The organism is Sphingomonas sp. ID1715, assembly GCF_013044515.1.
Classification (GTDB): Bacteria; Pseudomonadota; Alphaproteobacteria; order Sphingomonadales; family Sphingomonadaceae; genus Sphingomonas_B.
The window spans coordinates 127,478-142,026 of sequence record NZ_JABEPR010000004.1 but is presented as its reverse complement, the minus strand read 5'-3'; the positions used below and the strand labels follow the sequence as shown (position 1 = coordinate 142,026).

15 protein-coding genes and 1 riboswitch are annotated in these 14,549 nt (G+C 63.9%); of the genes, 1 reads left to right on the top strand and 14 read right to left on the bottom strand.

Annotated elements, in window-relative coordinates; all coding sequences use genetic code 11:
- Positions 1–8 precede the first annotated feature (8 nt).
- Genes arsC through crcB form a run of 8 tightly spaced genes read right to left on the bottom strand, consistent with a single transcriptional unit; the run spans position 9 to position 5,111 of the window.
- Positions 9–452, bottom strand: coding sequence for an arsenate reductase (glutaredoxin) (gene arsC / locus HJG53_RS12320; RefSeq protein ID WP_217352813.1), 444 nt, complete (start codon positions 450–452; stop codon positions 9–11).
- A complete protein-coding gene (locus HJG53_RS12315) occupies positions 440–910 on the bottom strand; it encodes an ArsI/CadI family heavy metal resistance metalloenzyme (protein ID WP_171130997.1) in 471 nt (156 codons plus the stop codon). Before HJG53_RS12315 ends, arsC begins: the two co-directional genes overlap by 13 nt.
- Positions 907–1,257, bottom strand: a complete 351-nt coding sequence (locus HJG53_RS12310) for a helix-turn-helix transcriptional regulator (RefSeq protein WP_171130995.1) — start codon at positions 1,255–1,257, stop codon at positions 907–909. The genes HJG53_RS12315 and HJG53_RS12310 overlap by 4 nt, the downstream gene beginning before the upstream one ends.
- Positions 1,257–1,400: a hypothetical protein gene (locus HJG53_RS12305; RefSeq protein WP_171130993.1), complete on the bottom strand. Its 144-nt coding sequence runs from the start codon at positions 1,398–1,400 to the stop codon at positions 1,257–1,259. Before HJG53_RS12305 ends, HJG53_RS12310 begins: the two co-directional genes overlap by 1 nt.
- A 52-nt stretch (positions 1,401–1,452) precedes the next feature.
- Positions 1,453–2,664: an MFS transporter gene (locus tag HJG53_RS12300; protein WP_171130991.1), complete on the bottom strand. Its 1,212-nt coding sequence runs from the start codon at positions 2,662–2,664 to the stop codon at positions 1,453–1,455.
- 3 nt (positions 2,665–2,667) lie between these two features.
- Positions 2,668–3,867 carry a cation:proton antiporter gene (locus tag HJG53_RS12295; protein ID WP_171130989.1) on the bottom strand — a complete coding sequence of 400 codons (1,200 nt, stop codon included), beginning with the start codon at positions 3,865–3,867 and terminating at the stop codon, positions 2,668–2,670.
- Between the two features lie 12 nt (positions 3,868–3,879).
- Positions 3,880–4,707, bottom strand: a complete 828-nt coding sequence (locus tag HJG53_RS12290) for a universal stress protein (RefSeq protein ID WP_171130987.1) — start codon at positions 4,705–4,707, stop codon at positions 3,880–3,882.
- On the bottom strand, positions 4,704–5,111 hold the full coding sequence (crcB, locus tag HJG53_RS12285) for a fluoride efflux transporter CrcB (protein ID WP_217352812.1): 408 nt from the start codon (positions 5,109–5,111) through the stop codon (positions 4,704–4,706). Before crcB ends, HJG53_RS12290 begins: the two co-directional genes overlap by 4 nt.
- Positions 5,112–5,178: 67 nt before the next feature.
- Positions 5,179–5,240, bottom strand: a riboswitch (Fluoride riboswitch).
- A 366-nt stretch (positions 5,241–5,606) separates the two neighbouring features.
- Here crcB and HJG53_RS12280 point away from each other — a divergent pair.
- Entirely contained in the window at positions 5,607–5,867 is a 261-nt protein-coding gene (locus HJG53_RS12280) for a hypothetical protein (RefSeq protein ID WP_171130985.1), read from the top strand.
- Here HJG53_RS12280 and HJG53_RS12275 read toward each other — a convergent pair whose 3' ends face one another.
- The 6 genes from HJG53_RS12275 to traU form a co-directional block, all read right to left on the bottom strand.
- A complete protein-coding gene (locus HJG53_RS12275) occupies positions 5,868–8,648 on the bottom strand; it encodes a conjugal transfer protein TraG N-terminal domain-containing protein (protein ID WP_171130983.1) in 2,781 nt (926 codons plus the stop codon).
- A gap of 66 nt (positions 8,649–8,714) precedes the next feature.
- Positions 8,715–10,064 (bottom strand): conjugal transfer protein TraH, encoded by a 1,350-nt coding sequence (locus HJG53_RS12270; RefSeq protein WP_171130981.1) that lies wholly within the window; start codon positions 10,062–10,064, stop codon positions 8,715–8,717.
- A 163-nt stretch (positions 10,065–10,227) separates the two neighbouring features.
- Positions 10,228–11,025, bottom strand: a complete 798-nt coding sequence (locus HJG53_RS12265) for a conjugal transfer protein TraF (RefSeq protein ID WP_171130979.1) — start codon at positions 11,023–11,025, stop codon at positions 10,228–10,230.
- Positions 11,022–12,749: a conjugal transfer protein TraN gene (locus HJG53_RS12260; RefSeq protein ID WP_171130978.1), complete on the bottom strand. Its 1,728-nt coding sequence runs from the start codon at positions 12,747–12,749 to the stop codon at positions 11,022–11,024. The genes HJG53_RS12265 and HJG53_RS12260 overlap by 4 nt, the downstream gene beginning before the upstream one ends.
- Positions 12,746–13,504, bottom strand: a complete 759-nt coding sequence (trbC, locus tag HJG53_RS12255; protein WP_171130976.1) for a type-F conjugative transfer system pilin assembly protein TrbC — start codon at positions 13,502–13,504, stop codon at positions 12,746–12,748. The genes HJG53_RS12260 and trbC overlap by 4 nt, the downstream gene beginning before the upstream one ends.
- A complete protein-coding gene (gene traU / locus HJG53_RS12250) occupies positions 13,504–14,526 on the bottom strand; it encodes a conjugal transfer pilus assembly protein TraU (protein ID WP_254447752.1) in 1,023 nt (340 codons plus the stop codon). Before traU ends, trbC begins: the two co-directional genes overlap by 1 nt.
- Positions 14,527–14,549 lie beyond the last annotated feature (23 nt).

Sequence of the window (14,549 nt, the reverse complement as noted above, 5' to 3'; positions counted from 1 at the left end):
CGCCACTGCTAGCTTCCCGTTCCGCTGACACGGCGCCCGGTGTCGTTGACGACCAGCTCGCCGTCTTCCTTGCGAAACGCGCCGCGTTGCGGCTGCGGCAGGATATCGAGCACTTCTTCGGACGGCCGGCACAGCTTCACGCCGAGCGGGGTCACGACGACTGGCCGGTTGATCAGGATGGGATGCTCGATCATCGCGTCGATCAGCTGGTCATTCGTGAGATTCGGATCTTCCAGGCCGAGCTCGGCATAGGGCGTGCCTTTCTGGCGCAGCAAGTCGCGTGGGCCGATGCCCATTCGCTCGATCAGCGACACCAGCTCGGCGCGCGTCGGCGGGTCCTTGAGATATTCGATCACGTCCGGCTCGATGCCGGCGTTGCGGATCAGGCCGAGCGTATTGCGCGACGTGCCGCAAGCCGGATTGTGATAGATGGTGACGCTCATCCACAGCATCCGACCTTCGCAGCTGGAAGGACAGGCACGCAGCAGCTCGCCTCGCCCGCATTGTCGGAAATCGCGGACAGCGCCGGGCTGTCGCCATAGACGGTCGCCTCGCCGCTGGTGAAGAAGGCTTCCCAGACCACGCCCTGGGGATCGGCGATCCAACTCTTTTCGGACTTCGCATAGCAGCAGGTCGTCGCGCCTTCCTCGAGGATCGGGCGGTCGGCGGCCTTGAGGCGCCCATAGATCTCCGCCAGCTCGTCCTGGCTCTCTACCTGCATGCCGAGATGCTCGATGCCCTTGGTGGCGTGCTGCCCGGAAGAGATCGCGAAATTGACCCTCGGATCGTCCAGCATCCACTTGGCGTAGTCCGCCTTCACGATCGTCGGCTCGGCGTCGAACAGGGTCGAATAGAAGCCGATCGACTGGTCGAGGTCGTTGACTCCAACGTGGACGTGCAGGCGCTTCATGCCGTTTTCCTTTCGTGAGCGTGCGCGGCTTCCGAGCCGCAGGTCGTATCCGGCGCGCAGGCGGCGCCGGCGCAGCAATTTTCGGTGAGGTAGCCAAGCAGCGCGTTCATCGCGGCATAGTCGGCGGTGTAGATGAGCGACCGGCTCTGCCGCTCCTGCCGGATCAGCCCTGCGCGCGAGAGCTGGGCGAGATGGAAGGACAGCGACGAGTTGGGAATGCCGAGCGCCTCGGCGATCGCGCCGGCGGGCATTCCTTCGTCACCGGCCTGAACCAGCAGGCGGAACACCGCAAGGCGATGCTCCTGCGCGAGGGCGCCCAGGGCGCCCACGACGGCAGCGGCGTCCATCAGCGCAGCCGCCCCGCATGGATACCGTTGCGCCGCAGCATCTCCAGCGGAAGGTTCCCTACGTCCCGATGGCAGCAGAGCGAGAACTGCGGCCCGCTGACGGTCAGCAGCTGCTGGATAAGTCGGCTGATGCGTTGAAACATTGCGCAATCCTCGATTTCGATATTATTAGAAATATAGAATCACGCGTGGCTGTCAATGCTCGTCTCGAGAAAGATTGAAATGATCGCGGTAACCAACGGCCAGGACCAAGCCGCTCACGGCTGCAAAGCCGCCGCCGGCCAAGAACGTGGCGGACGCGCCGAACCAATCCCAGAGGATCCCAGCCAGAATGCTCGCGGCGAGAAGCGCCACGCCGGTCATGAGATTGAACAGACCGAAGGCCGATCCGCGCAGGTGACTCGGCGCAGTTTCCGCAATAAGTTTCGCGAGCAGCCCCTGGGTGAGCGCCATATGGCCTCCCCACAGCACAATGCCGCCGAACGCCCCGACAAGGCCAAGTGGGGCGGCAAGCAGCAGGTCCGCAAGGATAAGGCACGCAATCCCGGCGAGCAGCGGCCGTCGTGCGCTTGTCCGGTCGGCCCATGAACCCGCCGGATAGGAGTTGATCGAATAGGCGATGTTCATGACGACCAGCACCAGCGGAGCAAGAGCCAGCGGCAAGCCGGCGCCGCTGGCCCGCAGCACGAGAAAGGCTTCACTGAAGCGGGCAAGCGTGAACACCGATCCGATGAGGACGACGGCCCAGAATCCGCGCCCGAGCTGGCGGATGTCGGTCATCCGGACCGGCGGGCGAGCTTCTGCAGCAGCCATCCCGCCGACCTTTCGGTCCTCGACCCCGGCGATAACTAGCAGCACCGAGACGACGGCTGGAATGATCGCGAGCGCGAAGACCAGGCGCATATTGTCCGCAAACAGCGCCATGAGCCCGATCGCGACGAGCGGCCCAATAAACGCACCTGTAGTGTCGAGCGCCTGTCGCAGGCCAAATGCGCGACCGCGAATTTCAGGCGGCGTGATGTCGGCCACGAGCGCATCGCGCGGCGCGCCCCGCAGGCCTTTGCCGACCCGGTCCGCGAAGCGAGCGCCGAATACAAGGCCGGCGCTGCTCGCGAGCGGGAATAGCGGCTTCGATATCATGCCGAGGGCGTAGCCCAGCAGGATGAGCGGCTTACGGCGACCGATGCGGTCAGAGAAGTAGCCGGAGAAAACCTTGGAGATCGAGGCAGTCGCCTCCGCCACGCCATCGATCAACCCGACCATCGCAACGCTTGCACCCAGCGTGACCGTCAGAAACAGCGGCAACAGCGCGTGGATGATTTCGGAGGAAATATCCATAAACAGGCTGACGAATCCGAGCGCCCAGACCGTTTTTGGGATAGCCGCTTTTCTGGCGCTGGTTGCCATTCGTCAGCGTGCTTCCACGACAGCGGGGGCGGCGGGCGGCCGCGCCGGCTCAGTCTTCGGTATGAGATGGCGCGGCAGGAAAAAGGCGTTCGCGACGATCGTCGGCAGGATCGCCGATCCGATCACCGTCGCGACCAACAGCGAATACTGCGCCTGGTCGATGATCTTGTGCGACAGCCCATAGAGCGAGGCAATCGTGCCGAAGGTGAGGCCGGTGGACATCAGCAGGGTCGTGTACATGCCTTCCTTCGGCGGCGCGCCGAAGCCGCGCGCGACCGGATACACGCCCACAATCTTGGTCGCCACCTTGATCGCCAGGAAGAGCATGAACGCAAACGGCGCTCCTACCAGCGCCGGGATGGACACGAAGGATCCGGCGCGAATGAAATAGAAGGGTGTCAGCAGCCCAAATGTGACCGTTCGCAGCCGCCTGATCAGCTCGTGATCCTTGCCGACCGTGCCGGCCAAAACCATCCCGATCAAATAAGCGGGCAACACAGCTTCGCTCCCCGCCCAGGTCGCGAGAGCGCCCAGCCCGAACAATGCCAGCAGCAGATATTTGGTCTCAAGCTCGGACGGCCGCCCGCCATAGCGCCTGAAGAAGCGCGGAGTGAGCCACGGCATGATCAGGAAGGCGATAAGGCTGACAACGAGGAATATGATGGTCTTGATCGTGAACGGCGCAAAGATCAGCCCCAGCGCAAGCACCGTCCCAAGGTCTGTCACGAAGCAGGCCGCCAGCACGGTCTTGCCGTAGCTCGTCGCGTTGAAGCCGAACTCGAGCATCACTGCATAGACGACCGCGACCGATGTCGTGGATAAGGCGACGCCGGCCAGCCAGCTCTGCATGAGACCCCAGCCGAGTAGATAATGGGCAGCCGCCGCGCAGCCGAGGAAAGGAAGCGCGAAGCTGATCAGGCCGACCGCCGCCGCCTCCTTCCACCTCAACCGGAACACGGCGGGATCGAGCTCGGCGCCGGCCAGGAAGGTCAACACGATCGCACCCGCTCCAGCCAGAAACTGCACCCATGTTTCGCCGGCGCCGAGCACCGCCGATCCGAGCGACGCCCCAATGATCAGCTGCGCGATCGTGCCGACGACGATCTCCGACAGCGCGGCCGAAATGCGCAGCCAGATCGAAAGCAACGTCGCGATGAGCGCGAGTCCCAGCCAGAGCGCCGCGAGGGTCCAGATGGCCGTCATCGCTTCCTCCTTTCAGTGAGCGAGAAACAAGGGGATTGTCGTCTCTGCAATCGTGCGGCGAGTGGTCGCGCCGAGCGCCCATTCGACCATTGAGCCATAGCGATAGGCTCCCATGACGAGGCTGCTCGCGCCGAGCTCTTCGGCAGTGGCCAGCAGTCGTCTGCTCGTGCGACCTTCGATCGACTCGGCCCTGAGCAGGTCGGCTGCGACCCGCTCGGCCGCAAGCGTCTCAATCAGCTTTGCCGTGTCGAGCTGCTGGCCTTCCTTCGTCACCGTCAGGATCGAGACCTTGTCTGCCTTGCGGAGCCACGGCAGTGCACCGGCGACCGCGCGCCGCGCCTGCTCGGTTTGCTTCCAGGCGATCAATATGTGCCGTTCGATCCGCCCTCCGGCCTCGTTCTTCCAGTGCGCCGGAGCCAACAGCAGCGGCTTGTGGGAGAGGAAAACGGCGGCATGGAAGGCGTCATGTCCATCCAGATTGCGGGGCCGCGCCATGACCAGTAGGCGAGCCGCCGCGCTCTCGTGCTGCACCGTCTCCTCCTCGGCGCCGACCGCCTCCTTGAAGTGGGTGCGCTCCGCGATCTGCGGCGACGCCGATGCGAGCCATGCCTCGAACTCGCGCCTGGCGTCCCGCGCCCGAGCTTCGGCGGTCCCTTCCTGCGACTCCCGCAGGCGCTGAAAGGCAACTTCCTCATCGCTGCTATAGATGTGCATCGGATCGACCCTGACGTGGAACGCGACGATCTCCGCCCCAGGATCGACAAGGGCTGCGGCGGCCGCCGCTTCGAGGCACCCTCGGGTGCAACTCGCTTCGGGTATGAGCGCAAGAATTTTAGTCATCCGATCCTCCCGGCCGAGTTGAACCAGTTGGCGAGCATGGCACCAAGCGCGACAGAGGCGAGGCACAACAGCACCGAGAACAAAACGTTTGCGCCCGCGCGCGCCCAGGCACCTTCCTCAAGCAGGGCCAGCGTCTGCAGGCTGAAGGACGAGAAGGTCGTGAAGCCGCCGCACAGGCCCACCATGATGAAGGTGCGGAATTCGGGGCTCGCCGGAAGGCGCCCCTCAACAACGGTCAAGCCCGCAAAAGCTCCGATCGCGAATGAGCCGAGCACGTTCACGACGAGCGTGCCCCAAGGCATCGCCTCGCCGACGAGGCGTCCGACGAACCCGCTTAGGCCGAAGCGGAACACGCCGCCGATCGCGCTGCCCAGCGCAACCCAGATATAGCTGACGATCGGCATGATTTCTTAAGCTCCTTACCTGCGCGCAGGAAGGAACAGGACACATCCTACCTACGCCGTAAACCGACGATCGGTAGGAGCCATCAGCCTTTTCGGCGGTTCTCGGGGGACTCCATCCCCATCGCGACCTCATTACCGAAGCGCCGCTTCGAAGCAAAGCAGCTTGTTCGGCACGTTCGCGCGGACAGCCGCTTGGGCAAGACTTGGACGATCGGGGCTTCCGGCGCGAGCGAAGCAGCAGAGAAACCGTTTTCAAGAGAATCCGGTTTCGACCGATAGTGCGTCAAGAGGCGATGATTGCGCGTGATTGCGCCCGCCCAAGTCCCTTCTGGCGAACGACTGAGTTGGAGCAGATTCGAATCCGCCGCAGACTTCAAAGGGCGCGCATTGGCCGTTGCCCCCTGTTGGCTCAGAGCTGAGGCTGCGAGTGATGGCGAATTGTGCTCGCAACAGGGAGGCCCGTCAGCTATGCTTTTAGGCAAAAGGATGGTTTCGGTGACTGACCCGAGCGTTGACGCAGAGTTCAAGTCGCATGCCGATCGCCTGAGGGCGCTGGAAGACCAATTCAGCTCACGATATGGCTACAGGCCTGATGACGGATTCGACGGATTCCGCGAATACAGCCGCGCCTGGCACGAGAATCGGGTTACGGCTTATTTGCTACGCAAGAGCTTCGCGGATCCTGTAAGCCGAGCCTTCTTCATCATAGTCGCGACTGTGATCGTTCTCGGTATTGCAGTACTTCTGTATCAATAACTACTTTCGACGTTGCGGCAGCTCACGTCCCCAATCTCGTGCCGCATTTGCTCCTTCTGGCGTTGGAGCGCCGGGCCGGATTTCGCGGTCCAATGCGGTACGCTGCTGGGCAATCCGCTCCGTACCATTTTGAGTATGATCGCGGACGTCCTGACGGAGCTTGCCAGTCTGCGCTGCGATTTCCTCTGAGCTTGGCGGTGCTGTTCGGGAAGAGGCGGCTATAGGTTCGCCAAAAGCCGGCAACCGGCGGCCAGTCACATCAACTGAGAGCGCTTCCAATCCCGTCGCAGGTGGCTCGACAAGCTGCTTCTCGACGTCGGCTCGCATGCGGGCGGAGGCGTTAGAAATGTAACGCGCTATCAGAGAGCTACGTTCAGCGACCAGTTGGGGATCATCGCTCGACCAATGTATCGCGTTTGCGGGATCGAAGCTGTGATAAACAAAGGGAGTAGCGGCGATTTCCGCACGAGCGAATTTAAGGAAAGCGTCGCTGGTGTTCAACGCTCCGGCAACGGATGCACCCTCCCGAGCGGCCCAGCTCTCCTCCAGCCTTTGCGCGGTCTCATAGAACTGTCTGGCCTCGCGGCTCCAGGTTTCGGCGCTCAAAATACTTGAGCTGATTCCGGAGGCGTTGCTCGCCACGTCAGAGCGGCCACTGGTCACAACGGAGCGATCGAACGCGTCGCGATTTTCAGTCCACCCCCGGGTTGCCGACCATTGACGTAGCGCATCCTCGATACGGTTGCCGTCGCGCGAGACTGCTGCGAGATCGTTGCCGGTCCAGCGCTTGGAAGCGCCGCCTGATAAATTCCCTGCCACACTGGCGGACGCAATGCCGTGATTCCCTCCCACTCCAGCGTTGAAGCCAACTGAGCCGCTGACGAATTTCTCGACTGCAATCGAGTCGGCAACCTCAGCGCGCAGGCCGAACCTATTCTGCAGCATCTGCGAAGCTTGGCTGACCTCGTTGAAGCTGCTTGTGATCACAGCCCTATCCTCGTCACCGTAGCTGTTCGACACCGACTGATCGGTGCTGAAGGCATGCCGGAACTCCTGGAACCGCGTGACCGCCTTGCTAAGGCTCTCCACGGCCTGGTTAGCAATTGTGTCTCCGCGAACGCGCGTTTCGCTGGCGAACTTTGCCGCTTCTGCTGCGACAGACTGCGTCACCTGCGGCGTGAATGGCAGCTTCGAGACCGGTACGTCCAGCAGCTGGTTGGACGGGAAGCTCGTGGTGACCGTGCCCGTGTCGCCAAAGGCACGAACCTGCCCGGCACCGAGTGCAAAGCTCGGCGCCTGGTTCCATTGATCGTGCTGCCGTGTCTGGATCGTCTGATTGTCGAAGCTCGAGTTCCCGACCGCGATGTTGCCAGTCGATGCCTCGCGAGCGGCTTCCTCAGCGGCGTTCTGAGAAGGGTTCAGGTAACTGGTCGCCTGGCTCGAGATCGCCATTGCGCCTTTGGCGATGCCGCCCGCGAGAAACGGAATGGACGCGACTAGATAGCCCGCGAGCAGACCCAGATCATCATTGACCTCGCTCATAGCCGTGAAGCTCGCGAGCGTGAGGCCACTGCCGCCGCTGGCGGCAGCCAGTTCCCCTGCCCCTTTGAACATGAGCATCATGTGGAGCACCACGTAGAGCGGTCCCCACGCCGCTAAATAGAAGAAGCCGGTCACATAGCCGCGGAGGGCAACCGGGCCGCTCCTGGGCATCAGGAACAGCGGGAAAAGCACCGGAAATAGCGCGTAGAAGACCACCGTCAGCACGACGTTCAGTATCGGGACCCACTTCATCGCCGAATGCGCGATCGAACCATAGGTGTTGCGGGTCTGAATTTCGGCGCGAGTCTGGGCATAAACGTCGACGCTGCCGGTGCCCGATGCACCGGCCATACCGTGCATCGCCTGTCCCAGAGCGTTCACGGTCAGGCTCTGCTTCAGGATATCGCTCGCGGACGCGGAGACGCCGGTCAGATAGCGATAGGCAATCGGCAAGTCAGCGAAGAGCTTCGCCTTGGCGAGATTGGCGCTCTGGTGAGGGTAAAGCTGCCGCCCGAACACCTGTCCGAGCTCGTCGGTCATTGACGTCCATTGGCCGCTAAGCTGCGCATAAGCGTCTCGGCAGGTTTTGATGGTCGCGCTGACCTGTCCGGCGCTGTCGCGGGTCAGGAAGCGCTGCGCCCGGGCCTGACTGCCTGGCCCTATCGTAGCCCAGATGTCGTTCGCATTGGCGAGCGTCTGCATCGACAGGCGGCCGAGGAGCACGTCGTAAAACACGCATTGCCGGAAATGCTCGTCGATGTTGGCAGCGAACTCGGGGTCCCTGATCCTGAGGTTCTGTGTCGCTTCGAATAGCCGCGACCCATAGATCATGCCGTTGCGGCTATAGTCGAGGTCGCCCGGAAGGCCGAAGACCAGCTCCGACGACCTGGCGAGATAGTCACCGATCTGGCTGGTGAAGCTCGCCATCAGCGCCAGGCCCATCGGCACGTTCGCGACCTCCGCCGGCGCCAGGCTCGGATTGATGCGATCGGTGACGTGAACGTCCATACGCGGCACCATCAGCACCATGTACATGAGGGTCGCCTGCAGGAACCAGTTCAGCCAGGCGCGCCAGTCGGCATTGAAGGCGACGATCAGCACCGCATAGGCAAGGCCCATCACCATCACGACCTGGAGCAGGCTCTTGTACCCGCCCGAGCCGGTCCAGGCAGCGACCGCGTTCAGGACATTGACGACATATTCGCCGCCGCCGACCGTGAAGAGCTCAACCGTGCTCATGACGCTTGTCCGGTTTAGGCTCGCCAGTCGGACGCGGCCTGAGGCCGCGCCGGCCGGGCGAAGCCATTAGTTCAACGCGCGATTGTTGACGGCCCGCGACCAGTCGAGCGACGCCGCCATGCTGGGACTCAAGGAGTTGGCGAGCACATTCTCCAGAAATTGCGTCTTCTGGATGATCTGCATGATTGCGGTCACCCGCGCCTGGGTCGTCTGCTGGCGGTCGGCGAGTGCGCTGCGCGCGGCGTTGATCTGTGCTGTCCATTGCGAGAGCTTGGCTTCGTCGGCCGCGATGAAGCTCGCCTTCGACTTGCCAACCTCGCTCACCAGCTGGTCGAGGATCGCATAGAGCAGGTCGATCGAGGCGATCTCGGAGAGGGTCGCGCGATCGTCGGTGGAGAGCCCGCGCGCATAGGCGGCCTGCACGGTCAGGATCTTGTAGAGCGGCACCGACGCGAGCTGGAGCAGCTCCTTCTGCTCCGGGCTGATCGCGCTGTCGGTCCGAATTGCGTCGACCATGCCGTCGATCAGCGCCGTCACCCGCGGCCGGATCGCCTTCACCTGCGGGACTGACAGGGAGCTGAGCGCCGGCGACAGGCATTTGTCATCTGTGTCGCAATGATAGATCTGCACCTGGCCGCCGCTGGTGCCGTCGAGCAGCGCCGTGACCAAGGTCGACGAGGTGTCGCCGGTGAGCGGCTGAAAGCGGCCCGGGTCCTTGTCGGTCGGCGGCACGTAGATAATCGTGCCGACCATCGTCATCACATATTCGGCAAGCTCGCGGTCGAAGCTGCCGCCGGCGTTGAAGAACTTGGACGCTTTTAGCACCGACCATGTGTAATTGCGGGGCACGCCGGTGTTCACCGCATCCCATTTGTCGGGATTGGCGCCATTCATGGTCGAGGTGCGCTCGCCCTTGTTGCCGCAGCCGTGTTTCGCCGCGGCGTAGTCGGAAAAAATGCCTTCGGAGTTGCCGATCGCTTCGCAGATCGCCTTGTCGGCCAGATCGCCCTTCGGCCAAACCGAGCCGACCAGCGCCTGCGCCGCCTCGCAGCTCGAAATGTTCAGGTTGTTCATCAGCTGCGCCTTCTGCGCGAACTCATCCATCACCTTCGAACATTCCGGGCAAACGGTGTCGATCGCGAGCTTGAACGCAAAACCAACCGCGTTGTTGGCGACGGCTTTGAGCATCGCGACGATCTCGCTCGCATTGATGAAGGAGAAGGAGCCCGCGAACAGGTCGATGCCGCCGCACCCGGCGCGCGCCGAGGGGAGCTGCAGATTGACCAGGTTGGTCGTCTTTTGCGGGAAGCGCGTCCAGACATTGCCCAGGCTGTAATAGCCCGCCGACTGGCCCTGATAAGCGCTCGGACCCGTCACGTTCGCGGCGCCTCCTGCATCGCGCATGAAGTCGTCCATCGCGCGCCCAACATCGGCCTGAGCCGGCGCGAGCGGGATTGCACTCGGCACAAGACTGGCGAGCGCGAGCGCTGCCTCAAGCTTCCTTCCGCGGAAGGAAGGGCGGTGGCTCGCAGCGGAGACTGTCGGCAAGCGAGTGCGACGAGGGGGTGGGCGCAGGAGATCAGTAATCACTGCCGGCCTTTCGCTGGGTGAGGAGGAAGATGCGGTTCATCAGCTCGTCGGCGGCGATGATGCCGTAGCCGACGGGCACGGGCTGTCTCGTCACGCTGTCGAACAGCACGACTGCGGGCGTCACCTTGGTCGTGAGGCCCATCGCTGCCCGCTGGTCCGTCTCGACGGTGTAGCGCGGGAACGTCTCGGACGGACCGCCATCGGTCGAGATTGCGCGTACCGTGATGTGATGGCTGTCCGCGACCGCCTTGACGATCGGCGACATCACCCGGCAAGCCCCGCAGCTCTGGGCGAAGAAGTAGAACAGCCCGTAGCGCGTGCCCAGCTGGTCGAGCGCGTGGTCGCGTTCAGACTTGCGCGCATCGAGCCATTGCTGCTTGGCGACGGTGCCGACGGGACGCTCGAGCGTGTAGTCGAGCTCGGGCGTTTGCCAGACCGCCCGCTGCCAGACGTCGCCGAATAGGCTGGCGCGGTCGAGTTGGGCGCGTTGGAAGCGGATATAGGCGGTCACATTGTCGGGACTGGGGTCGAGGATCGCCCTCGCCTTCAGTTCGCGCAGCTCGGCCGTGATCCCGTCGAGCTGCTCGGTCGCCGACTGCGCTGGAACAGCGGGCGCGCTTTGCGACGGCTGCGCCTTCGGGCGGTCGCAATAGAACCAGGTGCCGAGCTTTCGGGCGCCGCAGTAGAACGCGTCGCCGGTACGCACCTCCGCGGGCGAATTCGGCGACGGCGAGGCTGGTGTCGGGGCGAGCGCCGGCACTGCCAGCGCGAGAGCGAGCATGGTCATTTCTTGGTTCCGTTGATGGCGTAGAAATCAGCGATCTTCTGCTGCATCGCCGTGACGGTACCGAGTTCCTCGGGCAGCTTCGCGGCGTCGGCGAACTCGGCATAGACTTCGGAGAAGTCCATTTTGCTCAAGTCGAGCCGGGCGAACTCGTCGATGGTGAAACCGCGGCAGGCCTCGCGCTTGGGTTTGTCCCAGCTTAGGCCGAGTTGCGGCCGACCCTGCTCCTGGAGAATCCGGCTCAGCTTCGATTCAAAGCAGCAATAGACCTTCTTCTTGGTGACGCAGACGCCAAGCACGCTCGACGAGCAATAGCTGCCGACATAGGCGCAGAGCCCCTGGGCATCGCGCTGGTGGAGCAGAATCTCTTCGCGGTCGCACCCAAGCGCGACCAGTAGCTGACCGTAGGGGATCAGCGGGAAGGCCTTGCCCGCACAGCAATTGAGGAGCCCGAACACCGTCTTGTGGCAGGTCTCCCGCTCGCCCTTGAACAGGGTCAGGCTATCGGGATCGAACTCGCGGCCGGCCTGCGCGGCGGCGTTCAGCGCAACCGCAGCATCCTGGAACTCGGTGTTCGGCTGGCGATCGATCGTCTCGCAGTCGCCGCCAATGCAGTAGACGTCGCCGTCGCAGATGAACTGCTTCGGGCCAGCCATCTGATCCGGCACCGGGCAGCGATAGACCCGCTCCCAGGTCGTGCACGGATCATCCTCGGTCAGGCAATCCTGGCGGACGAAGCTGCATTCGGGCTTGCTGTCGAGATCGGTACAGTCCTGCGCCTGGGACTTGCGGTCACAGTGATAGCTTCGCGTCCACGCCCAGCATGGCCTGGTGACCGGCACGCCATCGATGATCCGAGTAACCGGATCGCTAGATGTGCAGGATTCAGGCACGGCGGTGCATGCGCCATCCCCTGCCAAACCCGCACAGGTGCTTTCGTCACGCTGCTCGCTGAGTTGGGTTTGGTCCTCGGTGCCGAGCATATGCGTGCCGGAAACCTGCGCGTTGCAAAGCAGCTCGAACACTGGCTCGCCCGGCTCGACGCAGTTTTTTGGCGTCCCTTGCAGGCAGCGCCCCGGGTGCATGCCGGTGCGCTCGCATGATCCTTGAGCGAACAAGGCGCAATCGTCGACGCCGTTGCGTTGCCAATCATAATCGCTGCACCAATAGCGATAGCGCGTGGTTCGGTTGACGCTGACCTGGAGCGGAATCGTGCAGCTCTCGTCCGACTGCTGCAGCGCCACCCCGCTGTTGCAGGTCGCTTCATAGAAGCCGCTGCCTTGAACCGAAGGCGGTAGTTCGCGGCAGCTCCCCTGGCCGCCACTCAGACCCATGCCGGACACGAAGGTCGAGGGGTCGGTCGAGATCGCCTTCGACCGCGCGATCGTTGCCTCGATGTCGACCGGCGCGATCCGCGGGCGCGTGTCGATCGACGAGCGGACGGCTCGGTAACCCGGGTTGCTGCTGGCGGCGGCGCCCGCTTGGGCGGCAATCGCATCGGGATTGTCGAACAGCGCCGATTGCGACGGCGTGCCCCCGAAGTTCGGCACGGTGTCCGCCGTTGGCGCCGTGCGGGCAGCGTTCTGGGCTTTGCCGGCGATGGCGGCACCGAAACTCTTGCCGTCCTGCTTGGCTGGGGACGTCCCCTGTCCTTTGGCCATGCTATCGAGCCCAGCCGTAAATGCAATCGAGATGCTCAGCAGGATGAGGAGGTGCCGCGGGATCATCGGACCCCTCCCGTCAGGCGTGTGGCGTACACCGTTGCGACATGGGCGGCTGGACCCTTTCCGCCGCCGATGGTCGCCAGCGCATAATCGAGGGTGACATTGCCGGCGATGCGGTCGTGCGGCGGGAGCGCGGTGCGGCAGTCGAAGCCGTCGCACAAATCGAAGCCGGTGGCGGTCACGACGTAGACGGGGATCGCGGTCACGCCGAACGCCCGGAACAGCCGCGGATCGATGCCGACATTGGCCCGGACTCGGCCTTCAGGCAGGACATGCGCGAGGCTCGCGGTGAAACGCCTGGCGCTGTTGGCGGGAAAGCCACGGAAGACGACGACGCCGCCTGCTTTGGTCACGTCGGCGATCATGTGGCGGAGCGACGCCTTGGGCATCGACAGGCTCGCAAAGGCGATCAGCCGCGGCATGTCGTCGGGGCCGGCGCCTTGGGAGGCGGCGGCGACCATCGCGTCGAAGTCGAACGAACCAGAGGCACCGACAGTGGTGCGCACCGCGCCGCCTTGGCGCGCCTGGTTCGCCCTTACCTCCGCGGAGAGAAGGTCGGCGTCCGCCCGAAACCGGTCGCCGCGATGCAGCACCGATTGTTCGAACGCGGCCGCCGCGTCCGGGTCCAGTTTGGCGCGGGCGCGCACTGCGCCGAGGTCGAGGCCATCGACCGTCTGCGCGCCGACACCAACGCTAATGGCGAGCGCGGCCCCTACCGACGCGATGGCGCCCGCGGCGAGAAGAAGAAGCCCGCGCATCACAGCACGCAGCAATTGCGTTTGCGCCAGACTAGATAGCCCATATCCTCTCCGATCGCCGGATAGACCTGACCCGCCGACATGAAGGTCGTGGAGGCGCCGATCGGCGCACAGGCATAGCGGCCGCCGGTCTGGGGGTTGGGGTTGGTCGCCTGGAAGCGGTATTGCTGCTTGCGCATCACCGGCATCAGATATTTCCCGCACAGGCCCTTCGACCCCATCGTGCCCCAGGCGACGAGCTCGCGGTGGAGCTTGTAGGCGAAGCGCGCGAGCGCGAGCCGCGACGCCTGCACATGACCGATCGAGGCGGCGATGTTGCCGTTCATCGGGTACATCACGCCCTGGCAGCCAGCGCACCAGAAGAGCGGGTCGGTCGGCAGCCTGCTGGTCGCCGCGACACAGTCGGCGGCGCAGGCGGCAAGCGCCAGCGGGTTCGCGAACAGCACCGCTTCCGGGTTGATCAAGGCGGTCAACTCGGAATCCTGCCAGAGCGGATCGATCTCCGTCAGGTAGAGGATGCCCATCGATCCCTGCTCGAGGCAGAGAAAGTCGGTGACGATCTCCATCCAGTAGATCAGCGGATAGGCGTACCAGTGGATGTGCCAGCCGCTGGTGTTCTGGGCCTTGCCGCCGACAGCACTTGGCCCCGCGATCGTCTTGAAGCCGATGTCGAAGCCCGGATCGAGCTTCATCCCGCCCAGATTGACGAAACACCACGGCTTCATGCTGACGTCAGCCAACCGCACCGGCTCCCAGAAACCCATCGCGATGCCGAGCCTCAGCCCGCAGGCGCAGACCGGAAGATCCGGATTGTCGGTATCGGGCCGGCCGGCAAGCGATGGCCAAATGTTGAGGCCGCCGACCGACATGGGAAACAGGCATGACCAGCATATGTCAGTCAGCGGGTTGACGAAGCGCCCGGTGCATTTGCCCGGCGTGCCCGCAGCAAAGGCCGGCGCGACTGCGAACAGCGCGCTAAAGAGAAGCACGCCAGCAAGTACGGCAACGCGGAGACGTCGCAGGGCCCGACCCCGCGCGCAGGCCG